Below are 22,848 nucleotides of genomic sequence, written 5' to 3'. Positions count from 1 at the left end.
AGCCCCCTTTTCGAGGATACTGCCCCACCGTTCCAGTAGACTCAAACTTTGCTCTCCTTTTCGGGGAGATGGGGAATTGTTGGCACAGTGCTTGATCCTGGGTTAGAAATACTACCGAAAAGCAGTGTACTCCTTGACACTTTCTAAACTTAATAAACTTAACTTAATCGACAACCTTCATGAGCGCCTCCTGGGATCTGGTCAACCTGCTTACCTTACTCAACTGGAACACTCTGCCCGGATGGCTTTGGCTGCTCCTTTGGGGATCCTCACTGGCCGTGGTGATGTACTGGCAAAAGCGCTGGCTGCAGCGGGATCAGGTGGGTTTTCCCGATGTCATCATGCTGGCGCGTGCAGATACGACGGTGGTGGAATGTAACGAAGCTTGCCAGAAAATCTTGGGGGATTGGCGGGGCAGGCGCTGGATCGACGTGCTGCCGGCAGAAGAGCAGGAGCAGGCGCAGCAAAAGATAGCCCACCTTACCCCTCAGCAGCCCACCTTTACCCGGATTAGCAGAGTGGCGGATGCAGCGGGGCAGGTGCGGTGGTTTGAGTGGATCAACCAAGGCATTTTTGACCGGCGGGGCCGCTTGCAGTTTATTCGCGGCGTGGGCCGAGACATTACCGAGAAGAAACAGTTGGAAGAAAACCTGCGGCTGCGGGAGGCCCAACTGCGCACCTTGTTGGATGCCCTGCCATTGGCGGTGTGGGCCAGGGATCCCCAGGGAGTGCTAATTTTGCAAAATGCCACCGACCGCGCCTGGTTTGGCGATCTGCTGGGTACTTCTCTGGAGGAGGTGGCTCAGCAACATCCCCACTGGCCGGAGTACACCTCTCAAGTTCTAGCCGATCTAGAGCGGCAAGGGTTTTCCCAACTCGAGGGCAAGGAAGTAATTCAAGGTCAGGAGCGCTATACTTATCGCCTGGCCGTAAAGCTTCAGGATCAGTCTAAAGGTTTGGGACTTCTCGGCATTGTCCTAGATATCACCGAACAAAAGCGGCTGGAACAGGAGGTGTGGGAACAAGAAGAGCGTTTTCGCGCCTTCCTCAACAACAGCCACGACATTTTGTGTCGGATCGATGCCCAAGGTCTGCTGCGTGCCTTAAATCCTCCGGCTGCTGAGAAAATTTTGGGGCGTGCTCCCAATCAGGGAGAGGCCGTACCCTTGGATTGGGTTCACCCCGAGGATCGGCAGAACGTTGCTAATGCTCTTGAGCAACTCAAGGCTCGACCTGGCGAGACACTCAGCTTTATTTACCGGGCCCAACACGCCGACGGCCATTGGGTGTGGCTGGAGAGCCTCTGCACCAATCTCTTGGATGATCCTTTGGTTCAGGGGATCGTTTCCAGTACCCGCGATATCACCCAACAAAAGCAGGTGGAACTGGCTTTGCGAGAGAGCGAAGCCCGCTTCCGAGAAATTGTAGAGGCTGTACCGATGACTTTCTTCCTACAGTCGGCAGACTTTAGCCGCGCTCTTTACAAAAGTCCTCGTTGTGAACAGATTTTCGGATATACACCAGAGGAGCTTTATCGCCAGCCGGATCTGTGGAAGGAAAGGATCCACCCAGAGGATCTGCCAAGAGTGATGGAAACCCTGTCTCTTGCCACCCAAGGCAAAATGTCAGTTACCTATCGGATTTTCCACCCAGATGGCAGGCTGCGCTGGTTGCGTACCTCTTGTTACCCTGTCTTGAACGAGCAGCAGGAAGTCGTTCACATCGCAGGCATTACCGAAGATATTACGGAGCAGAAAGAAGCAGAGCTGGCTCTACAAGAAAGTGAGGCCCGGCTTAGGGCCATTCTGGATGGGATCCCTTTTCCCATCTTTCTCAAAGATTTGGAGGGGCGCTACTTACAGGTAAACACTGCCTATTTGCAGCAAGGGTGTAACCAGGAAGAGATCCTCGGCAAAACCGATGCCGAACTCTTTCCGCCAGAAGATGCCCTCAAGTTTCGAGAGCAAGATCAAAGGGCTATCCAGTCCCCTGATCCGATTAGCTGTGAGAGTGTCGTTTCTCGTAACGGTCGAGAAATATCGAGGTGGGTCACCAAATTTGCCCTGCGGGATCAGCAAGGGGATCCCTATGCCGTTTGCGGTGTTGTTGTGGACATCACCCCCCTCAAAGAAGCTCAAGAAGTGCTTCGGCAAGAGGCAGAGCGGGAGCGACTGTTGGGGGCCTTATTGCGGCGGATCCGCCAAGCTTTGGACTTGCAAACCCTCTTGGAAACAACGGTTGCGGAAGTGCGAGAGTTTCTCCAGGTAGATCGGGTGATGATCTACCGACTGCAGGGAAACGGGGGTGGGATTGTGGCCGCCGAGTCGGTAGCGGATCCCTGGCCCAGCCACCTGGGCCGCTACGTGTGGGATGAGTATTTCCAAAGGGATCCGTGCTATCGCAAGTACCAAGAGGGCTTTGTCCAGGCAGTGGGGGATGTAGCAATAGCCGATTTGGATCCTTGCTATCGGGAGTTGCTGGAGTCTTTCCAAGCCCAAGCCAACTTGGTGATCCCGATTCGGCAGGGTGAGGCTTTGTGGGGTCTATTGGTAGTTCAGCACTGCCAATCCAGCCGCCCTTGGCAAGAGTGGGAAATCCGGCTTTTACAAGAGCTGAGCGATCAATTAGCCATCGCGTTGCAACAGGCCCAGTTATATGAACAACTGCAAGCCCTCAATCAAACCTTGGAAGAAAAGGTTCGGCAACGCACCTCTGAGTTGCAGCGATCCCTGCAATTTGAGGCCCTGCTGAAACGCATCACTGACCGGGTGCGCGACTCTCTGGATGAAGCTGAGATCCTCAACGCTGCTATACAGGAGTTGGGAGAGAGTCTAGATGCCAATGGCTGTCATATTGGTCTTTACAATCAAGCTCTCACCCTTTCCACCATCAGCTACGAGTATTGTCCTCGCTTGGGGTCGGCCTTGCATACTTGTATTCCCTTTGCCCAATATCCAGATCTCTACGCCCAGTTGTTGCGAGGAGAGCCCTGCATATTTTGTTTACTTCCTGACGACCCCCGCCAAGTATCAGTCTTGGTCTGCCCTCTGCGGGATGGGGAGCAAGTCTTGGGGGATCTGTGGGTTTTTCGCAGCAGCGAGGAAAGTTTTGATGAGCAGGAAATGAATCTCGTAGCTCAAGTGGCCAATCAATGTGCTATCGGCCTAAGGCAGGCGCGCCTATTCCGAGCTGCCCAAGAGCAGGTGCAAGCCCTGGAGCGCCTCAACCGCTTGAAAGACGATTTCATCAGCACTGTCAGCCACGAGCTGCGCACTCCTCTAGCCAGCATGAAAATGGCCCTGAAAATGTTGCAGATGGCTCACACTGGGGAGAAACGAGCTCAATACTTAGCCATTGCAGAGCGAGAATGCCAGCGGGAAATCGAGCTCATCAACGACCTGTTGGATCTGCAGCGGTTGCAGTCCGGGACCTACGCTCTAAGTGTGCAAACCCTCACCTGGCGGGAGCTGCTAGGGGATCTGTTAGCCATTGCCGAAGAGCAGGCCCGCGCCAAAGGGCAAACCTTTCAAGCCAGTGTCCCTCTGGAGAGCACCCTCACGACGGATCCCTTGCTGTTGGGACGCATCCTGCGGGAGCTGCTACACAACGCTGTGAAATACACCCCCGGCCAGGGATCCATCCGCCTAGAAGTCAGGGTTGAGGCCAACCGAACTCGCATCCAAGTCAGGAATAGCCAAGAGATCCCGGCTGAGGAACTCACCCGCATTTTCGAGCGCTTTTACCGGATCCCCAGCCATGATCCTTGGAAAGAAGGGGGCACCGGTCTGGGCTTGGCTTTGGTGAAACAAATGGTGGATCAACTGAGGGGATCCCTCGAAGTCAGCAGCGCCGCCGGCTGGACAACTTTCACGCTCCACCTGCCCCCTCTGCCCCAGTTTTAAAGGTTGAGCGGATCCCTGGGGACTCCTGCTTTGCGCTTGCGCTTTTCCAGGTTGGTTTCAAAGTAGCGATGGTTACGCAGATCTGGCAAGATTCCTGCCTCAGAAACTTAGCCCTTAAAGCGGCGCAGCGCCGATTTGATCCCTACCTTAGGGGTTCTCTCCCCCGGTACCTCTGCACAGCCCGTCTTATTGTAAGTTCTGTAGCAACAGATACGGAAATAGTTCCCAACACAGATGCTCATCTCGGCCAGAAGAGATAGAGGCTGAGTATTCTGAGGGTTGCTGTCGTATCCGGGATCTGGATTGGCCGCCAACCCAACCTTCTCAATCTGGTCACGCTGCCGAAGACGCGAGGCAGAGAGGATTTGTTGCAAGTAAGTTTCAATTCACAACTTTTTCTTAATAAGTGATTTCGGTTCTTGAGGATCTGGCTTACTTTGTTACCTGTAGAGTGTTCCTTGCCAAAAACCTATGAGCATTGTTGCCCAAGTCATCGCGCAGTCGGACGCGGCTGATCGCTTCCTCAGCAGTGCCGAGATCGCCAAGCTAGAGGATTTCTTCAGCAAGGGTCAAGTTCGCATCCGAGCCGCCCAAAAGTTAGCAGAGAACGAGCAAAAAATTGTCCAGGAAGGCAGCAAACGGTTTTGGGCCAAATGCCCCAACACCCCCAGCAATAAGGGCAACCCTCAAAAAACTGCCCTCTGTCAACGAGATCAAGGCTGGTATATCCGCTTGGTTAGCTATTGCATCTTGGCAGGCAACGATAAGCCGCTGGAAGATATCGGCTTGAACGGCATGCGAGAAATGTACATCTCTTTGGGCGTGCCGCTACCCAACCTGCGGGTGGCGATGAGCTGCCTAAAAGAGGTAGCTGCCGGCATTCTTTCTTCAGAGGAGATGGCTCTAGCTGCCCCCTACTTTGATCGACTGATTCGCGCTTTTTGAATCGATGAATGGATAGACAAATCGCTGCCCTCTCGCTCAGTTTTAGAGTTGAGGCGCGCTACTCCTGCCTCTGCGAGCTTGAGGTTTCGGCTGGCTTTGCGAGCTTGACCTGCAAGCTGTGAAGTTGTCTTAAGTTGCAATCCATAAGAGTTCTCACAGGCAATGCCTGAGCAAGCGGTGCAAGGACTCCGTCCCGCTAACGCGAACAGCATTTGCCCAATTGCCTCAAGAAATCAGTCCCTACTAGTGCTTAGAGGAGAAAAATCCATGAAAGATACCATCACTTCCCTGATTAACCCCGCCGATGAGAAAGGCTCTTACTTAGATGCCGCAGCTCTGGAACAATTAAATCGCTATTTCCAGAGTGGCAACATGCGCGTCAAGGCGGCCAAAACCATCAGCTCCAGCGCCAGCAGCATTATCAGCAAAACGGTTGCCAAGAGCTTGCTCTACGGGGATATTACCCTACCGGGGGGCAATATGTACCCTACTCGGCGCTACGCGGCTTGCTTGCGGGACCTGACCTATTTTCTACGCTATGCCACCTACGCCATGTTGGCTGCCGATCCCTCAATTTTGGATGAGCGCGTGTTGCAGGGTTTAAAAGAAACTTACATCACCCTCGGCGTTCCCATCGATCGCGTCATTCAGGCCCTCAATGCCATGAAAGAGGTCCTGACCGAAAGTCTCGACACAGAGGCAAGTCAAGAAATGGCCGTTTATCTTGACCATATCATTGCCGGTCTGAGCTAAACGTGCCTGTATTTTTGAGGGCTCACTGAGGAGCTATCTATGAATGCCAAAAAGATGCACCCATCGGGCTACCCCTGGTGGTCAGGTAACGCTCGATTGATGAACCTCTCTAATACTTTTATCGTGGCGCATGTGGCCCATGCGGCCTTGATCATGGCTTGGGCGGGGGGCTTTACCTTGTTTGAGCTGGCCAAGTTCTCGCCAGAGCGGCCCATGTACGAGCAAGGGCTGATTTTGCTGCCCCACTTGGCCACATTGGGGTGGGGGGTTGGCCCCGGTGGCCAGATCGTCAATACCTTTCCCTATGTGGCCATTGCCTCAATTCACCTGGTGGCTGCCGGCGTGTTGGCTGGAGGAGCCTACTTCCACCAAACCCAACTTCCCCCCAGCTTAGATATGGAATTCGGCAGGGCTGCCAAGTTTCACTTCACTTGGGATGATGCCAAAACGTTGGGAGTGATTTTGGGGCACCACCTACTGATTTTGGGCCTGGGATCCCTATTGTTGGTGGCCAAGGCGATGGTGTTCGGGGGGCTGTATGACGCCAACACCGGTCAGGTACGCCTGGTTACGGCTCCAACTTTGGACTTTGCCACCCTTTGGAACTACCGCACCCACCTGTTTGATGTCAATAATTTGGAAGACTTGGTGGGGGGCCATATCTATGTGGGAGCTCTTCTCTTGTTGGGAGGGGTGTGGCATATCCTGGTTCCGCCGTTTGAGTGGGTTAAAGCTCGCTTTCTCTTCTCAGCAGATGGGATCCTCTCCTACTCTCTATTCGGCATCGCCCTAGCCGGTTTTGCGGCTTCTTACTACTGTGGGTTTAACTCGCTGGCCTACCCGGTGGAGTTTTACGGCCCCACCCTGGAGCTGAAATCCGCCTTTACTCCTTACTACTTCGATCCAAATCAAACGGGAGCGTGGAACTACTCCTCAAGGGTTTGGCTGGCGAATGCTCACTTCTACTTAGCCTTCTTTTTTCTACAAGGATCCCTGTGGCATTTTCAGCGAGCGATGGGATTTGATGTCGGCAAGATGCTGCAGCTTTGGCAGCAGAGTCGGCAGGAAATGACCTCTCAGTCGGTGTATCAGGTTCAATTTCAGTGCCGACCTCAGCCTGACTTTGCAACTTTTTACGAGCCGCCCTTTGCAGGTCCAGAGCCTCTATCTGTATCTCCCGAGGATATCTACTGGTATCAGCCGCCAAAGGCTCCCAGCTCCAGATCTCTATCGTTGATAAACGGCGTTCGGCAAACTCTCTATGAAGTGAACTACACCCTTAGGAGGTGGATCTTCTACGAGCCCGCAAGAGAGAAGATAGCTTTCAATCGTTCTGACTTAAAGGCAGATTATGGTTCGCGCAAGTCAAGGGCTGATTTCTCGAAGTTTGCTCGATCTCTGCCCAAAGTCTTCTACGAGCCGAGCAGAGTTCAGGCTTAACCTACCTGGGATTTGAGGGGGTTTGGCCCTCAGGAGAGGTGATTACCCTGCCTGGGGGCTTTTTGCTTTGCTAGGGCTCCGCAGTGTGGGCTAAGGAAGGGAGTACCGATCTAGACTTGGCCTTGGTGAAGCAAATGGTGGATCAACTGAGGGGATCCCTCGAAGTCAGCAGCTCTGCTGGTTGGACGACTTTCACGCTCCATCTACCCCAATTGCCGCAGTTTTAACCCCTACTCCACCGCTCCCCCTCGCTTTGGGGTTTGGGATACAGTACTGGCAGGGATCCGGGGGGGCTTTGCCTAAACCTATGACAACTCGCCTAGATTTGGCTCTCACTCTTGAAGACTTCCTCAAGTTGCCTCACATAGAAGAGTCTCCGGCATGGGAGTACGTGGATGGAGTTGCCATTCAAAAACCGCTGCCCAAAGCCCGCCACTCCATTTTGCAAAAACGCCTCGTGGCTGAGGTTGACGGCAGCACCACCGACTATACTGCCCTGCCCGAACTGCGTTGCACTTTTTCCGGTCGTTCCATTGTTCCCGATATTGCCGTAATTGCGTGGGATCGAATTCGCCTCAGTGAAACAGGCGAGCCAGAAGATGACTTCACCGCAGCACCCGACTGGATTATCGAAATTCTTTCGCCGGGTCAAAGGGTAAGCCGTGTAATCGATAATATCCTGCATTGCCTAAAGCACGGCAGCAAATTAGGGTGGATGGTGGATTTAGACGATTACTCTATTTTGGTATTTGCTCCTCAACAAGAGCCGGAAATTTGCCGAGCAGATCGTCAGCTCAAGGTGATCGACGGGATCCAGTTAGCATTGACTCCACAACAAATCTTTGTTCTCCAATACACTACCCCCGCCGCATGGCCGTAACCCCCGTGGGATCCAGCACCTTGCCCCGTTCCACCTCGGCATAGACCAGGTAGCGATCCCCGCAGTCCATCCAAGTTTTCACACGGCACTCCAGGTAAGCTAAGGCATCCAACAAAATGGGGCAGCCATTTTCGGCAGTGGCCGTGGCCAAGCCGGCAAACCGATCTTCTCCAGGGCGCTGGGGCCGCTGAAAGTGCCGTTGCAAATTGCTACCTTTGCCTTCCCGCAAGATGTTGAGCACAAAGGGGGCCTGGGGATAGGTCAGCAATTCGGCTTCTTGTTCCTTGTTCACCGACAGGGTTAGCCCTGGTGGATTGAAGCTAGCCTGGGCCACCGACCAGGTGAGGAAGCCGCGGCGGGTCTCTCCTTGCAGGGCGGTGACTACACACAGGGATCCCACCACCCGGCTCAGGGCTTGCCCAACCCGATCCGCCTGAGTTTCGCTGCTGGTTTGGCGAGGGGCGCGGGCTCGTTTGGCTTTGCGCAGGGCCTGAGCAAACTGGGATCCCGCCTCTTGACAGGCTTCTAGGATTTCAGGGGTGGGCTTAAACTTGGCGCGGATCGTCTCAAACCCCAAGGAAAAGCCGGCATTGAGCAACTTACTCTCGATGAGATCCACCGCTTCTCCGCTCCAGCCGTAGGAGCCGAAAACCCCGGCCAATCGGGTGGTGGGAACTGAAGAAAGGATGATGCCAAGGGCGGTTTGGATCTGCACAGGAGGATGGCCGGCCAAAGTCGGGGATCCGATAACAAACCCTTGGCAGCGCTCCAGAGCTTGGGCGATCTCTTCCGGGGTGGCCCATTCGCAGTTGATCCGCTCCACCTTAACGCCGGCTCGCTCCAACCCTTGGGCTATGGCCATGGCCATCAAACCTGTATTCCCGTAAGCAGAAGTGTACAGAAGAGCTACCCGCTGCTCGCCGGGATCCTCCTCGCACCAAGTGTGGTAGTCCAGCCGCAACCGCCGCAGGCTGTGGCGCACCAAGGGGCCGTGGGCAGGGGCATAGATTTGGGCGGGAAATTCTTCCAACTTGGCCAGGGCTGCCTTCACCTGGGACAATTGGTTGCGGTGCAAACAGTCGAAGTAGTAGCGACGGTCTTCGCTGAGCTGCCGCCAATGTTCGTCAAACACTTGCTCATCGCACACATGGGCGCCGAACAGCTTATCGGTGTAGAGGATCCCGGTGGCCGGATCGTAGGTACAGAGGGCATCTGGGTGGCGGGGCGTGGGCACGGTGCGAAAGTGCAACTCATGCCCTTCTCCCAAATCCAGGCGATCCCCATCTCGGATGACCCGCAAACGGAAAGACTGGTCGCCATTGTAGAAAATGCCCAGATCGGCGGCTTCTTCTTCGTCGCGACTGCGGGGCAAGGGATCCATCTCTTCAAAGGCAGCCCGTAGCGTAATGGATCCCGGCTTGGAGCAGAGCACCATCGCGTAGGGAGCCAGAGGCAATAGGGCCTTGAGAGTGGCAATGCGGTTAAAGTTGACGTGGCTGAGCAAAATAAAGTCCAACCGCTGCAGGTACTGGTGTTGGGCCAGCTCTTCTAAAAAGATGCTGGTGAACGATTCCCCCGGAGGATCGATGAGAAGGGTTTGGCGGGCCTGGATGAGGTAGCTATTGGCAGTGGTGCCCCGTTGCCGAGCGTATTCCAGCTCAAACTTCAGGCGATCCCAGGTGCGGGAGCGGAGAACCAGCGTGGACGGGCCGATAAGGGCAACTTGGACATCGCGGGCGGGGATCTTGCTCTCCATAGCAGCCTCCGATGCGGTATCTGTCCTCACCTTGCCACGAAACTGGAGGAATGGGGATCCCTTTTCAGAGTTTCGGGAGAACAGGGGTTGGCTTACCCAAAAGTTGGGTCTGAAGCCCCGTTCTACCCCTACGCGGAACTCAACCAGTAGGGCGGCTTTTGTGCTACAGCAAATACAGTGGCGAGAAGACTCAACTGCCCAAAAAACCACACGACTGTCTTAAAGCTGTTCACGCAGTGTTGCTAAGAAATACCAGTAATTAAGAATTTTCTCCCTTTGGGACAGGGAGTATTCAAGTTTTTGGCCAGCGAAAAGAAGAGGCTAAGATCGGCTTGTAGCGTGTTCAGGCTGCCTATGTCTGCCCGATCCAAGTCCAAAGTGGAAGCCCCTGCTAAGGGGATGGATCCCCGCCAGTTTACTGAAGCTGATGTGGCGGCAATTGCAGAGCGGTTGGAGCGCAATGAGTATCCGACCGTCTTTGGCTGCTTGGAAGACTGGCATGCCCTTCGAGCCATCGCCTTTTACGCCCCCGACTTGGTGGCCCCTTATGCACATCTGTTGGAGTGGGAAGTGGATGAAGATTAGGGCTGTCCTTGCAGTTCTTAAAGGGATCCCAGTGCTCAGGGCAACGAGGGGGGAGGATTTCCGTCAGAGCCTTGCCGGCGAATCAGGTAGCGCACCTCTTCAAGGAGAACGTTGAACCTCTGATCCGTTTCCGCCTGCCGTTGGTTGATGGCCTGGATGGCGCGTTCGTGCTCTCGTTGTAGGGCGGTGAGGGTGACAAGAGCTTGAGTCACTTCCTCTGCCCACTCGGCAAGGTGAGCTAAGTCAGAGCGGGTCTCGCTGACAACTTGCTGTAGCTCTCGCAGGCTTTGAGCTTGGGCAGCAGCTTGTTCGGCAAATTCGGCGCGGCTTTCTTGGATGGACTGACGCAGCTCCTCGATTTCCCGCAGACGGGCGGCGTTCTCCTCGGCAGACTGGGTGCGGCTTTCTTGGATGGACTGACGCAGCTCCTCGATTTCCCGCAGACGGGCGGCGTTCTCCTCGGCAGACTGGGTGCGGCTTTCTTGGATGGACTGACGCAGCTCCTGGATGGATTGGCAGAGCTCCCGGATTTCTCGGCTGTTGGCAGCGGTCTGTTCAGCCGTCCAAGCCAGCAGTTGTTCCACCCGGTCTAAGCGGTCTTGGCTCTGACTATTCACTCCGATGCCTCGCCTTGTGATGCAATCGATAAACTCCATCCGATTATAAGTGGAGTTAAGCTCAGCCAAATAGGATAGGTGGAATGGTTATTCCCAGAGCCGCCGGATCGGAGACCGATGCAGCAACTGGTGGGCTTCGGACAGCAACTCCGGGATCCGCAGATGCTCTGGGCAGCGGGGCAAGCAGTCACCGCATTCGGTACAGCGGTCGGCAGGTGACCCCGGAAACCAATGCCCAGCTTGGCCGAACATGTTGTAGCGGTACTGGGCAAACTCCGTCATCTCGTGGGCAATGGCCAAGTTGCGCAAACGCAGCACTTCGGGAATGTGGATCCCTTCTGGGCAGGGCAGGCAGGCGTAGCACTGGGCGCAGCGGCTGGATCCCAAGCGTTCCTGCTCGGTTTGGCGCAACCGTTCTTGCACCTGAGGGCCATTTACCCACCACCGGTCGGGATCCCGTAAGGCCGACAAGGCCACCTGCAACTCCTCAGGATGGGTGATGCCTAGGCTGAGGGTGTGAACACGGGGATCCGCCAGCAAAAAACGATAGGCAAATTCCAAGGGGCTGAAAGGGGCACAGCACTCCTGCAGGTGTTGGGGCGGGCGATAGAGCATTCCCCCCTTATCGGCGGGAGAAATAATGAACACGCCCATATCCTGCTGGGCAGCTGCTTTTAGGGCCGGTGCATTGCGCTGTTGGAAAAAGTGATAGTGCAAATTAACAAAGTCAAAGCATCCTGTCTGGATGGCCTGCAAAATTAACTCCAGGGATCCATGGGTGGAAAAACCAATGTAGCGCACCCAGCCTTCTTGCTGCATCTGCTTGAGAATCGGCAACCCTTTCTGCAGCACCCACTCCAGATGTTCCGGCAAGTTGATGCCATGAAAGGCAAATTGATCCAGGTAATCCACCCGCAGACGGCGCAGGGATCCCTGAAGCCGCTCTCGCAACCCATCTGTGGGAGTGAGTTTGCTGGTCAGAATCAACTGATGGCGTGAAAAGGGCAGGGTTTGCAAAATCTCGCCCAAGAGCACCTCGGCATGGCCATAAGCCTGAGCCGTTTCGATGTGGTTGATCCCTGCGGCTAGGGCTGCCTCAACGGTTGCCTGAGCCTGAGCCCTGGGCACATTGACCAAGCGCATGCTGCCCAGAGAAAAAACCGAGACAAGCTGTTGGGTGCGCCCAAAGCGACGGTAAAGCATTCCGGTTGAGGTAGCACCGGCAACTTCCATCAAGCCACCCCCTGGAAACGAGAAACGGCCTCAGATTGTCGGGTACAGACGGCATTTCCCTCAGGGGATTGGGGGTTTTTGCCCAGCAGTTCTGCCGCCAGCAGGATCGCCTGCTTGAGGCTCTCGCATCGGGCCACCCCTTGGCCGGCAATGTCGAAGGCGGTGCCATGATCGGGAGAGGTGCGAACAAAAGGCAACCCAATTGTCAGGTTGACTGCCCGGTCAAAAGCCAGCATCTTCACCGGGATCAAACCTTGATCATGATAGAGAGCCAAGTAGGCATCTGCCACAGTTGGGGATCCCTGGCCATGCCAGGCTTGCGCGGGAGCCACCCACAGGGTGTCGGGGGGAAGCGGCCCCCAGATTTGGGCGTGGGCATAGGTGCGCAGCAGCTCGGTCAGCCATTCTTTTTCCTCAGATCCCAGTTGCCCCTGTTCGCCGGCGTGGGGATTCAGGCCGGCCACTGCAATCCTAGGATCCGGGATCCCAAAGGTGTGGCGCAGGGATCCCACCAGCAAATCCAGCGCTGTCCGCACCCGCTCTGGGGTCAGCACGGTGGGCACCTGGCCGAGGGGAATATGGGTGGTGGCCAGCAAAACCCGCATCTGCCAGCCACTGTGGGGGGAACGGGCGACAAACAGCATCCCGTAGCGTTCAGACCCACTCAGTTGGGCCAAAACTTCCGTTTGGCCAGGGAACCGGTAGCCAGCTTGATGCCAGAGATATTTGGCGATGGGTGCTGTCACGATCCCCTGAAACTCCCCCTGCAACGTCCGTTCGACCGCCGTTCTCAGGTAAGCAAAACTAACCGCACCACTGTCGGCATCCCCTTGACCGACACGGCCAGGCTGCAACCAAAAGCCCGTGTTGCATTCCAGCATCGGGATCCCTGCCGGATGGGCCAATGGAGCCGGCGACCGATCTCTCAGCAGGCGATAGGTGGCTTCTAGAACCTGCCGATCCCCTACAACCGTGATGTGGGCGCAAGACTGCACCTCAGGATCCGCCAGCGCCTTGAGCACAATTTCCGGCCCAATTCCCGTGGGATCCCCCAAGGTCAGCGCCAGTTTGGGCAGTGCAAGGCTCATGGTGTCTTTTCTTGAGAAGACGGACGATCCCCATGTTCCAGGGGAAAGAGAGTGCTGAGGAAAGCTGTGGGGAAGGTCGCCATCCCTTTGAGCAAGAATTCTGAGCTCAGCCTATCAAGTCAGCTGCAAGGGGATCCATGCCGGCAAAATGGTTTAATGAGGGTTTAGCGATATTGAACCTCTATGGCCGAGACATTCCTTTACAACGCCTTGCGTGCTGCCCTCGACGAAGAAATGGCCCGGGATCCCAACGTATTTGTTTTGGGAGAAGATGTCGGCCATTACGGCGGCTCCTACAAAGTCACCAAAGACCTGTATCGCAAGTACGGGGAGATGCGTCTGCTGGATACCCCCATTTGCGAGAACAGCTTCACCGGCCTGGCCATCGGGGCAGCCATGACCGGCTTGCGCCCGGTGGTGGAAGGGATGAACATGGGCTTTCTGCTGCTGGCCTTCAACCAAATTGCCAACAATGCCGGTATGCTGCGCTACACTTCCGGGGGCAATTTCAAGATCCCGATGGTCATCCGCGGGCCGGGCGGGGTGGGTCGTCAGTTGGGAGCAGAACACTCGCAGCGGCTAGAGGCCTACTTCCAAGCGGTGCCCGGGCTTAAGATCGTGGCCTGTTCAACTCCCTATAATGCCAAGGGCTTGCTCAAGTCCGCCATCCGCGACGACAACCCCGTTCTCTTTTTCGAGCATGTGCTCCTGTACAACTTGAAAGAAGATCTGCCAGAAGAGGAATACCTTTTGCCTCTGGACAAAGCCGAAATCGTCCGATCCGGCTCCGATGTTACCCTGCTCACCTACTCCCGCATGCGCTACCACGTGCTCAAGGCCGTGGACACTTTGGTGCAGCAGGAGATCGACCCTGAGGTGATCGACTTGATCTCCCTCAAGCCTCTGGATATGGAGACCATTGCCGCTTCGGTGCGCAAAACCCATCGGGTGATTATTGTTGAGGAAGACATGAAATCGGGTGGCATTGGGGCGGAACTGACGGCTCGCATCATGGAAGAACTGTTCGATGAGCTGGATGCGCCGGTGGTGCGTTTGGCTTCGCAGGACATTCCCACCCCCTACAACGGCACCCTGGAGGCAGCCACCATCGTGCAACCTGCAGATATCGTGGCGGCGGTGGAGCAGCTCCTCTACGCGGATTAGAACCCCTACAAAACAACAGTAAACTACCCGCACTCATGCTGACGCAGAGTGCTCCGCGCCGCTAAAGCGAAAGAGTGCAGGCTTTCGGTAGCCCTGTAGTTGGCAAGCCAACCACGTTCGCGAAGCGAGCCGTAGGCTTGACCTCTAGGCTGGTTTACAGCAGCCCCCAAAAGCGCAATCACATTCGCACCATTGAAATCCGCATCCCCTTCCCATCCACAGTGCCCACACTTAAACTTCTTCCCACTGCGGTAGGACTGTTCAGGGTCGGGATGAATATGCAAGCACCGGTGGCAGGTCTGCGACGTGTAGGCAGGCGGAACAAGAATCAGAGAAACCCCTGCAACCCTCGCCTTGTATTCCAGAAATTGACGGAGTTGGTAGAACGCCCAACTGTTAGCCCTGCGCCGCTCGGCTTTGCTGCGGGGTTGTTGGTTGATACGCTCCCGAATCCCTGTCAGGTTTTCCAGAGCAATGGCACTGTTTGTGGCCTTCGCCCTAGAGACAACAGCCTTGGAGATGCGATGATTGAGCCAGGCTTGAAAGCGCCTCTCCTTGCCAGACAGCCGTTGCAACAGTTCTCTGCATCTGCGCCGCGAACTGCGGGTGCCCTTACTGGCTTTTTGCTGGAGTACCGCTCTCAGCTTGGAATAACGGTCTCGGACTCTGCTCAACTGCTGTCCATTCCAGTTATCTCCTTCCGATGTATGGGCAATATCTGTCCTTCCCAAATCCACACCCAGTACCCTGTCCGTGCGTTGGCGTGGAAACGGTTCCGTTTCCACACAGATTTGGATTTGAATGTAGTAGGAACCTTTGCGCTTGACCAGAGTGGCCGATTTGGGATTGGAGCCCGCCAGCTTTTCTCTCTGGTAATGACCAATCGCCAGCTCAAAGCGTTCTCGACCCTCCACCGTGGTCAGCGACACCGTCCAGTCTTTCTCGCGAAATGATAAAGATACGAGCGTCATAGGTCGCAAAGCCCCCCTTGAACGCTTTGACCGGGCGGTTTTTCTGTCGGGCGACCTTACGGGCACCTGCCAGCCGTCTGCAGACCTGCTGAGCCAAGTTACTGGACAAGCCGAACCGGGCACGGATTTGGTGGTAGCCCAGAGATTGAAGTTTAACGGCGTTGGCGACTTTCTCGGGTGTGTTTTGGTTGACCCAGTTCAAGGCTTGGCCGAAGGCATCCAAGGTCGCGTCCAACTTTGCGGCTTGCGACTGGGACACCTTGAGCTTGCAGGAGACGGTCAGGACTTGGGTCATGGTTGTATCGTAACTCCGCATTCCTCCCGACCCTCGTCCTACGGACAGAGGGCGGGGCTCCTGCGCTAGTAAGCTGAAATACGGCTATCCCCTCTGCCGCATAATGAAAGCCGGGAGTTCTCTGCGTCGGATCTATGCCCAACAGCTTGCCCGGTTCCATTGATCTCAGCCAGAAGCGCATTTTGCTCACAGGGGGCAGCGGCTTTTTGGGCAAACATGTGCTGGAACAGTTGCAGGTGCTGGGGGTAAAGCCGGAGCAGGTGCGCATCCCGCGCTCCCGCACCCAGGATCTGCGCCGTTGGGAAGTCTGCCAAGAGGTGGTGCAAGGGCAAGATATCGTCATCCATTTGGCCGCCCACGTAGGCGGGATCGGCCTCAACCAAGCCAAGCCGGCAGAACTCTTCTACGACAACCTCATCATGGGATCCCAGCTCATCCACGCCGCCTACCTGGCCGGGGTGGAGAAGTTTGTCTGCGTGGGCACCATCTGCGCCTATCCCAAGTTCACCCCCGTTCCCTTCAAGGAAGAGGATCTCTGGAACGGCTACCCAGAGGAGACCAACGCCCCCTACGGCATCGCCAAGAAAGCCCTGCTGGTGCAGCTGCAGGCCTACCGGCAGCAGTACGGCTTCAACGGCATCTACCTCCTGCCGGTGAACCTCTACGGCCCCATGGACAACTTCGACCCCGAAAGCTCCCACGTCATCCCAGCCTTGATCCGCAAAGTGCACGAAGCGCAGCAACGGGGCCAAAACTATGTCGAAGTGTGGGGGGATGGCAGCCCCACCCGCGAGTTTTTCTATGCCGAAGATGCGGCCCGCGGCATTGTCATGGCCACCCAGCTTTACGACGGGGCGGATCCCTTGAACCTGGGCACCGGTGAAGAGATCTCCATCCGGGATCTGATTGCCCTCATCTGCGAGCTGATGGAGTTCCGGGGAGAGATCCGCTGGCAAACGGACAAGCCCAATGGCCAACCCCGCCGCTGTCTGGATGTCTCCAAAGCCCGAGAGAGGATGGGTTTTGTGGCCAAAGTCGGCTTGCGGGAAGGGCTGCAGCGCACCATCGACTGGTACCGCCGCCACGCCTGCTCTGGGCAAAGCTAGGCAACCCCTTGGCTCTCCAGCCGGCCATCCTCCATGTGCAGCACCCGATCCGCGATGTCCAGGATGCGGTTGTCGTGGGTCACCATGAGGATGGTGCAGCCCTGCTCCCGCGCCAACTTCTCCATCAGGGTCACCACCTCGCGACCCGACTTGCTATCTAGGGCTGCCGTGGGCTCGTCTGCCAGCACCAGCTTGGGATGGCTGACCAAGGCCCGCGCGATGGCCACCCGCTGTTTCTGTCCTCCCGAAAGCTGCTCAGGGTAAGAGTGGACGCGATCCCCTAGGCCCACTGCCGCCAGCATTTCCTCTGCCCGCTGCTGCACCTGTTGAGGAGCAAGGCCGTTGTGCAGCTCCAGAGCCATGCGCACGTTTTGAGCTGCCGTCAGCGAGCGCAGCAGGTTATGGGCTTGGAAAATGTACCCGACCTGGCGGCGGATTTGGATAAGAGTGCTCGGCTGAGCTCCCCGCAGCTCCTGTCCCAACACCCGCAAGCTGCCCTCCTGCACCGAGCGCAAGGCCCCCAGCAGCGTCAGCAGGGTGGTTTTGCCGGAGCCGGAAGGGCCAGTCAGCAGCACGATCTCCCCTGGCTGCAGGGCAAAGCTAATGTCGAAGAGAATCTGCTTGCGCAGGGATCCCTCGCCGAAATAGTGGTTTACACCTTCGGCTTTCACCACTGGCTCAACGGCATTCTGGGCAGAAGCAAGGGCAGCTTGATCGAGAAGAGGAGTCAGCATAGGAAACTCAAAATCTCAAAACTTTGCGTTGACAACTCATTGACCACTTAGGCCGTCATTTGGAGCGTTGAGATGAGACCATTTAGAAACCTTTGGCCGGAGAGCGTTGATGAGGATCCCAGAAGTTTTTAGACAGCCTAGCTCAAACCCTTCACCATCCATCCGATCCCCTTTGGCAGACTATTGACTTACCAACGCCCCGGCGCCCTGCCCACAGCCAAAACTCTAGAAAATGTCGGCAGGATCCGCTGCCCGCAGCCGTCGCACGGCAATCGCTCCTGAGATGAAGCACATGCTCACCGCCAGCCCCAGCACCAGCATCGCCCGGTTGAAGGTCATGGCAATAGGCAGCAACGTGGCATTGGCCGTCAAATCGTAGAGCAAAACCGACAGGGCAAAGGCAGGAATGTACCCCAATCCGGCCAGCAGGAGCGCCTCCTGAAATACCACTCCCAGCAGGTAGGTATCGGTATAGCCCATGGCTTTGAGAGTGGCATATTCCGCCAGGTGATCCGACACATCGGTGTAGAGAATTTGATAGACAATCACAATGCCGACAATAAAGCCCATGCCCACCCCCAGGCCGAAAATAAAGCCGATGGCTGTGCCCTCTTCCCAGTAGGTTTGCTCCATATCGATAAACTCCGCCCGTGAGAGCACCCGCACATCTTCCGGCAGCAAAGCTCGCATCTGCCGCACCAAGGGATCCGGATCCACACCCGGCTGAAGCTGCACCACGCCGATATCCACCAGGCCACGCCCCCGCTGCGGAAAAATGCGCAGGAAATTGAGGTCGCTGGTGAGGATGGTGCCGTCGGCTCCGAAGGTGGCCCCCATCTCGAACAGGCCCCCCACCTGGACGCGGCGGTTTCCCACCTCAGTAACCACCTCTCGCCCGGACTCAAACCACTCTGGGATGGGGCCAAACTCGCTGCGGGAGCGGCGGTCAAAAAGCACCACGTCCGCCTTTTTGATCTCTTCCAGCTCGTCCGGCGTCAGTTCCGGCAAGTCCAACAGATCAGCCGAGGGATCCACTCCTACCACAAAAATGCTGCGGGTACGGCGGGTCTCTGGGTTTTTCCAGAGGGCAAAGCCCACATAGACAGGCGAGATGGCCCGCACCCCCTCAAAGCCCAAAGCCTGATAGAGTCGCCGCTGGGAGAAGGTGTTCATGGCAATCAGGGCGTTGGACTGAGGGCTGACCAGGAAGATCTCTCCCTTCAGGGCCACGTGGAAGCGGATGGCACTTTCCAGCAGGCTGTCTTGGAAGCCCAACTGCATGAACATCAAGATGCAAGCAAAGGCAATGCCCGCCAGGGCCACCAGCAGGCGGATCTTCTCCCGCGTCAGTTGCAGCCAGGCCAACGGGAGCCGGCGCGCGATAAAAGCCACACTGAACAGGCTGTACATGGGCTGAGCCTACCCCTCGACATCGATGGCCACATTCACCTGCAGGTTCGTCAAGCCAGCCACGCGGGCGCTGCTCTCCGGATCCAGGCGGATATACACTTCCACCACGCGGGCATCCACATCGGCAGCTGGGTCGGTGTTGAGCACATCTTTCTTGCCAATCTGCAGGCCCACCCGCTCCACTCGGCCCTGCAGGGTTTCTGGCAGAGCGCGGTTGCTGATGGTTGCTCGTTGCCCTGGCCGAACCCGCAGGATGTCCGTCTCGTAGACTTCCGCCACCACCATCATCTGGTCGGTGTTGCCCAGCTCGAGAATGCCCTCGCCGGCGGGGATGACCTCTCCAGGGCGGGTGTGGATCTTGAGCACCTGTCCAGCACGGGGAGCGCGGATGAGGGTGCGCTCTAGGCGAGCTTCTGCCAGTTCCAGATTGCGGGCCAGGGATCCCAGTTGGACTTGGGCTTGGGCCAGACTCAGTCCCGCCTCGGCAGCTTGGACTTGGGCTTGGGCATTGACCAGATCCCGCTCACGGGCCAGGCGCAGTTGGCTCAGGGTGGCTTCGGCAGCCCGCAAGTCCTCCTGTCGTTGCCGCACCAGCAGCCGGCGTTGATCCAGCTCTTGTTGCGAGATTGCTCCTTCCTGCCAGAGCTCCTGAAAGCGGGCCAGATTGGCCTCGGCATCGGCCAGTTCTGCCCGGATACGTTCCACCACCGCTTCCTGGGAGCGGATTTGCATCTGTTGCGGCTCGTCCAGACGGCTGAGGCGGGTGCGTGCCTCTTGGATTTGGGCCTGACTGAAACGGGTCTCGGCCTGCAACCGGGCGCGGGCCTCTTGAAGTTGGGCGGCAGCGTACTCTCGCTCCGCCAACCGCTCGGCGTAGCTTTCCAAGCGGGCCAGCACTTGGCCTGCCACCACGCGATCCCCCTCGGCCACCAGCAGCTCTCCCAGCCGTTCTCCGGGGAAACCGGCAATGCGCAGCACTTCCCCCTCCGGCTCCAGGCGACCCAAAGCACCAACTTGCGGAGGCAGCCGCATTTCCACCGTTGCCTCTGCACTTCCCGATACCGACTGTGTGGCTCCCTGTTGGCTCAATCCCAGCCATGCCAGACCGGCACAACCAAGCAGCCCGACTCCTGCCAGCGACCAAAGCGCTCGTGGGTTCATGGCCTTTTACCCGCTGTGGCTTTGCAGACGACAAACGCCGCCTCTTTTTCTTAAATAAGTGTAAAGTTTTTAGGATGAAAATGTCCAGCCGTATTCTATGTTGCTTGTCTTCACCGTATTTTCACTCCCTTTGGGTTCCCCAAGGTGCCGGAAGATCATTGGCAGCCGGTGAGGCGCAGCCTACCTAGCTCTGGGGATTCCTGATATGATGTGGCCTGTTCGAACCTGTTTGTAGTCAGCAGAACGCAGTCCTTTTTTTGGAGTGTGGCGGTTTTAGGAGTGGGGTGGAGTTGCGATGGTGGAGACACTTGGAGGAAGGGATCCCATCCCGCCGTTGCCGGTTCCGTCTCAGCCTCTGCCCCTGCATTTGGATCCCCTAGATCCCTTGCTTTCCACCTATCACTTTGTGGGCATTGGTGGAGTGGGGATGTCGGCCCTGGCCTATATCCTGGCTAAACAAGGGTTTCGCGTTTCCGGATCCGACATTGTCGCCAATGGCCGTACCCGCCGCCTGGAAGCTTTGGGGGTGCGCTTCTTTCAGGGCCACAGCTTGGAGGGGTTGGTCGGGGATCCCCAGGTGGTCTATTCCAGCGCCATTCGCCCCACCAATCCGGAATTGGCTGCTGCCCTGGGCAAAGGATTGACGGTTTGGCACCGGGCAGACTTGTTGGCGGCTCTGTTTAACCGTCGCTCTGGCATTGGGGTGGCCGGCACCCACGGCAAAACCACCACCAGCAGCATGATCGGCTATGTGTTGCTCTCGGCGGGCTGGGATCCCACCTTGATTATCGGCGGGGAAGTGGATGCCTGGGATGGCAATGCCCGTCTGGGTAAGGGGGAGTATTGGGTGGCCGAGGTGGATGAGTCGGATGGATCCCTGGTGCGGCTCTATCCCAAGATTGGGGTGATCACCAACATTGAGCTGGATCACCCCGATCACTACGCCGATTTGGGGCAGGTGATCCGGGCTTTTCAACAGTATGGGCAGCAAAGCCAAACCCTGGTGGCCTGTCTGGACTGTCCCAACGTGGCGGCTCACCTGAGGGTGGATGTGGGCTACAGCCTGACCGGTCATCCCCAAGCCCAGTACCAAGCTCGCCAAATCCTCTACACTGCCAGTTTCACCTGCGCCGAGATTTGGGAAAGGGGATCCCTCCTCGGACAGCTTCGCCTACAGGTGCTGGGATCCCATAACCTCAGCAATGCCCTGGCGGCGGTCGCCGTGGGGCGGCAGTTGGGCTTGGAGTTTGCGGTGATTGCCTCAGCTTTGGCGCAATTTCGGGGGGCGCATCGCCGCTTTGAGCACAAGGGGGAAGTGGGTGGAGTCACCTTTATCGACGACTATGCCCACCATCCCAGCGAGATTCGGGCCACCCTGCAGGCAGCACGGCTACAGCAGCGGCGGGTGGTGGCCGTGTTTCAGCCTCATCGCCACAGCCGTTTGGCTGCCCTGTTCCAAGATTTTGCCCGCTGCTTTGGGGAGGCGGACGTGGTGGTGATCGTGCCTACGTATGGAGCGGGAGAGCCGGCGCCTGAGGGTTCCGACAGCTTGCGTTTGGCCGTGGCGGTGGCGGAGCACCATCCCCATGTGCGCTATGTGTCGTCTTTGCCGCAATTGCCGGAGGTGTTGCCGTCCGTCCTGCAGCCTGGAGATCTCGCCGTTTTTTTGGGCGCAGGCGATCTGAATCGGCAGATAGCCGCTACGATGCGGGCATATGCGGCTCAGGCTGGGGAGCAACCCTTAGTGGACTCTGAAGGGGAGCTGCCGGGAGAAGCCGAGAACTCGGTCGGGGAGATGGTGTCTGCTGAGGTGTTGGCATCATGACTACAGCTCCGGTGGTGCTTCCGCAAGGCGATCCCTGTGGCCCCGATACCTCAAGTTTTGCCCGACTCTCTGGACGAATTCAATCGGGGATCCCGTTGGCTCCTTTGACCACCTTTCGTGTGGGCGGCAAAGCGGAGTGGTATTGTGAGCCCCGTAGCCACCTGGAGCTGCAGCAGTGTTTGGCTTGGGCGCGAGCAGAAGGGATCCCCACGACGCTGCTGGGGGCAGGTAGCAATCTGCTCATCAGCGATGCGGGGTTGAAGGGGCTGGTGATCGGCACTCGCCGTTTGCGCGGGATCCAACTGCTGGAAGGGGGGAGAATTTGGGCCGCTGCCGGAGAGCCTTTGGTCAATCTGTCGCGGGCCGCCGCCAGGCAAGGCTGGAGTGGGTTGGAGTGGGCGATTGGGATCCCTGGCACCCTGGGGGGAGCCGTGGTGATGAATGCGGGTGCCCACGGACGCGCCATGGCGGATGTGCTGGTGGAAGTGCAGATTTTGGATGAGGAGCAGGAGCCCTGCCGCCTAGAACCTGCCGATCTGCAATTTGGCTATCGCCGCTCTCGCCTACAGGACTCCCCCTGGACGGTGACAGGAGCGACGCTGCAGTTGATCCCAAGCAGGGATCCGTCCCAGGTGCAGTGGGAAACCCAGCGCTACCTCAACCAACGCCTAAGCTCTCAGCCCTATCATTTGCCCAGTTGTGGCAGCGTCTTTCGCAACCCCGAATCTCACCCTGCCGGCTGGCTCATCGAGCAGGTGGGGTTGAAGGGGTACCGCATCGGTGGGGCCCAAATTTCAGAGCGCCATGCCAACTTCATCCTCAATTGCCATCAGGCGAGTGCCAAGGACATTTACCGCTTGATTCGCTTGGCCCAGGAAAAGGTCTATCAACAATGGTCGGTGCTTTTGGAGCCGGAAGTGCGCATTCTGGGATCCTTTGAGGATTAGAAGAGCATCGGCTGGGCAATTTGGCCTGCTTTCTTT

17 protein-coding genes and 2 pseudogenes are annotated in these 22,848 nt (G+C 57.1%); 10 read left to right on the top strand and 9 right to left on the bottom strand.

All coding sequences use genetic code 11. The features are described 5' to 3' along the window. Positions 1 to 179 precede the first annotated feature (179 nt). A complete protein-coding gene (locus tag ACVWVQ_RS03440; RefSeq protein WP_457506885.1) occupies positions 180 to 3,902 on the top strand; it encodes a PAS domain S-box protein in 3,723 nt (1,240 codons plus the stop codon). Here ACVWVQ_RS03440 and rpsU read toward each other — a convergent pair. Next, a pseudogene (gene rpsU, locus ACVWVQ_RS03435) lies at positions 3,899 to 4,042 on the bottom strand (30S ribosomal protein S21). The gene ACVWVQ_RS03440 and the pseudogene rpsU overlap by 4 nt on opposite strands. A gap of 331 nt (positions 4,043 to 4,373) precedes the next feature. Here rpsU and apcD point away from each other — a divergent pair. The 4 genes from apcD (at position 4,374) to ACVWVQ_RS03415 (ending at position 7,920) form a co-directional block, all read left to right on the top strand. Beyond that, complete coding sequence (gene apcD, locus ACVWVQ_RS03430) at positions 4,374 to 4,847, top strand: allophycocyanin subunit alpha-B (RefSeq protein ID WP_099812040.1); 474 nt, start codon at positions 4,374 to 4,376, stop codon at positions 4,845 to 4,847. Between the two features lie 267 nt (positions 4,848 to 5,114). After that, positions 5,115 to 5,600, top strand: coding sequence for an allophycocyanin subunit beta (locus ACVWVQ_RS03425; RefSeq protein ID WP_099812041.1), 486 nt, complete (start codon positions 5,115 to 5,117; stop codon positions 5,598 to 5,600). Between the two features lie 39 nt (positions 5,601 to 5,639). Next, complete coding sequence (locus ACVWVQ_RS03420) at positions 5,640 to 7,040, top strand: chlorophyll a/b binding light-harvesting protein (protein WP_457387765.1); 1,401 nt, start codon at positions 5,640 to 5,642, stop codon at positions 7,038 to 7,040. Between the two features lie 307 nt (positions 7,041 to 7,347). Beyond that, on the top strand, positions 7,348 to 7,920 hold the full coding sequence (locus ACVWVQ_RS03415) for a Uma2 family endonuclease (protein WP_457474468.1): 573 nt from the start codon (positions 7,348 to 7,350) through the stop codon (positions 7,918 to 7,920). On the opposite strand, the gene ACVWVQ_RS03410 is transcribed toward ACVWVQ_RS03415, so the two are convergent. Further along, entirely contained in the window at positions 7,898 to 9,676 is a 1,779-nt protein-coding gene (locus ACVWVQ_RS03410; RefSeq protein ID WP_457506883.1) for a flavin reductase, read from the bottom strand. The genes ACVWVQ_RS03415 and ACVWVQ_RS03410 overlap by 23 nt on opposite strands. 354 nt (positions 9,677 to 10,030) lie before the next feature. On the opposite strand from ACVWVQ_RS03410, the gene ACVWVQ_RS03405 reads away from it, so the two are divergent. Continuing rightward, positions 10,031 to 10,261, top strand: coding sequence for a DUF2555 domain-containing protein (locus tag ACVWVQ_RS03405; RefSeq protein WP_457506881.1), 231 nt, complete (start codon positions 10,031 to 10,033; stop codon positions 10,259 to 10,261). Between the two features lie 35 nt (positions 10,262 to 10,296). On the opposite strand, the gene ACVWVQ_RS03400 is transcribed toward ACVWVQ_RS03405, so the two are convergent. From ACVWVQ_RS03400 to pdxA, 3 genes are all read right to left on the bottom strand, one after another. Then, positions 10,297 to 10,878 (bottom strand): hypothetical protein, encoded by a 582-nt coding sequence (locus ACVWVQ_RS03400; RefSeq protein ID WP_457506879.1) that lies wholly within the window; start codon positions 10,876 to 10,878, stop codon positions 10,297 to 10,299. A gap of 87 nt (positions 10,879 to 10,965) precedes the next feature. After that, on the bottom strand, positions 10,966 to 12,081 hold the full coding sequence (locus ACVWVQ_RS03395; protein WP_414375131.1) for an aldo/keto reductase: 1,116 nt from the start codon (positions 12,079 to 12,081) through the stop codon (positions 10,966 to 10,968). A 29-nt stretch (positions 12,082 to 12,110) separates the two neighbouring features. Beyond that, positions 12,111 to 13,199, bottom strand: a complete 1,089-nt coding sequence (gene pdxA / locus ACVWVQ_RS03390; RefSeq protein WP_457506877.1) for a 4-hydroxythreonine-4-phosphate dehydrogenase PdxA — start codon at positions 13,197 to 13,199, stop codon at positions 12,111 to 12,113. 183 nt (positions 13,200 to 13,382) lie between these two features. Here pdxA and ACVWVQ_RS03385 point away from each other — a divergent pair, with 183 nt between their 5' ends. Further along, positions 13,383 to 14,363: an alpha-ketoacid dehydrogenase subunit beta gene (locus ACVWVQ_RS03385; RefSeq protein ID WP_414407965.1), complete on the top strand. Its 981-nt coding sequence runs from the start codon at positions 13,383 to 13,385 to the stop codon at positions 14,361 to 14,363. Between the two features lie 23 nt (positions 14,364 to 14,386). Here the strand turns inward: ACVWVQ_RS03385 and ACVWVQ_RS03380 are convergent. Then, positions 14,387 to 15,629: pseudogene (locus tag ACVWVQ_RS03380) on the bottom strand (RNA-guided endonuclease InsQ/TnpB family protein). 134 nt (positions 15,630 to 15,763) lie between these two features. On the opposite strand from ACVWVQ_RS03380, the gene ACVWVQ_RS03375 reads away from it, so the two are divergent. Next, positions 15,764 to 16,735, top strand: coding sequence for a GDP-L-fucose synthase family protein (locus ACVWVQ_RS03375; RefSeq protein ID WP_457506874.1), 972 nt, complete (start codon positions 15,764 to 15,766; stop codon positions 16,733 to 16,735). Here the strand turns inward: ACVWVQ_RS03375 and ACVWVQ_RS03370 are convergent. From ACVWVQ_RS03370 to ACVWVQ_RS03360, 3 genes are all read right to left on the bottom strand, one after another. Further along, positions 16,732 to 17,469 (bottom strand): DevA family ABC transporter ATP-binding protein, encoded by a 738-nt coding sequence (locus ACVWVQ_RS03370; protein WP_414355769.1) that lies wholly within the window; start codon positions 17,467 to 17,469, stop codon positions 16,732 to 16,734. The genes ACVWVQ_RS03375 and ACVWVQ_RS03370 overlap by 4 nt on opposite strands. A gap of 225 nt (positions 17,470 to 17,694) precedes the next feature. Continuing rightward, positions 17,695 to 18,879: an ABC transporter permease DevC gene (gene devC, locus ACVWVQ_RS03365; RefSeq protein ID WP_457506872.1), complete on the bottom strand. Its 1,185-nt coding sequence runs from the start codon at positions 18,877 to 18,879 to the stop codon at positions 17,695 to 17,697. Between the two features lie 9 nt (positions 18,880 to 18,888). After that, positions 18,889 to 20,040, bottom strand: a complete 1,152-nt coding sequence (locus tag ACVWVQ_RS03360; protein ID WP_457506870.1) for an ABC exporter membrane fusion protein — start codon at positions 20,038 to 20,040, stop codon at positions 18,889 to 18,891. Between the two features lie 295 nt (positions 20,041 to 20,335). Between ACVWVQ_RS03360 and murC the strand changes: the two genes are divergently transcribed. Both murC and murB read left to right on the top strand, forming a co-directional pair. Continuing rightward, positions 20,336 to 21,865 (top strand): UDP-N-acetylmuramate--L-alanine ligase, encoded by a 1,530-nt coding sequence (murC, locus tag ACVWVQ_RS03355; RefSeq protein ID WP_457506868.1) that lies wholly within the window; start codon positions 20,336 to 20,338, stop codon positions 21,863 to 21,865. Continuing rightward, complete coding sequence (gene murB / locus ACVWVQ_RS03350) at positions 21,862 to 22,812, top strand: UDP-N-acetylmuramate dehydrogenase (RefSeq protein WP_457503453.1); 951 nt, start codon at positions 21,862 to 21,864, stop codon at positions 22,810 to 22,812. Before murC ends, murB begins: the two co-directional genes overlap by 4 nt. The last annotated feature ends 36 nt before the right edge of the window (positions 22,813 to 22,848 follow it).

The sequence above is a fragment of the Thermostichus sp. MS-CIW-36 genome (assembly GCF_054059035.1).
Note: the sequence above shows the minus strand (reverse complement) of the source record. Positions and strands in the feature narration are given on the sequence as shown.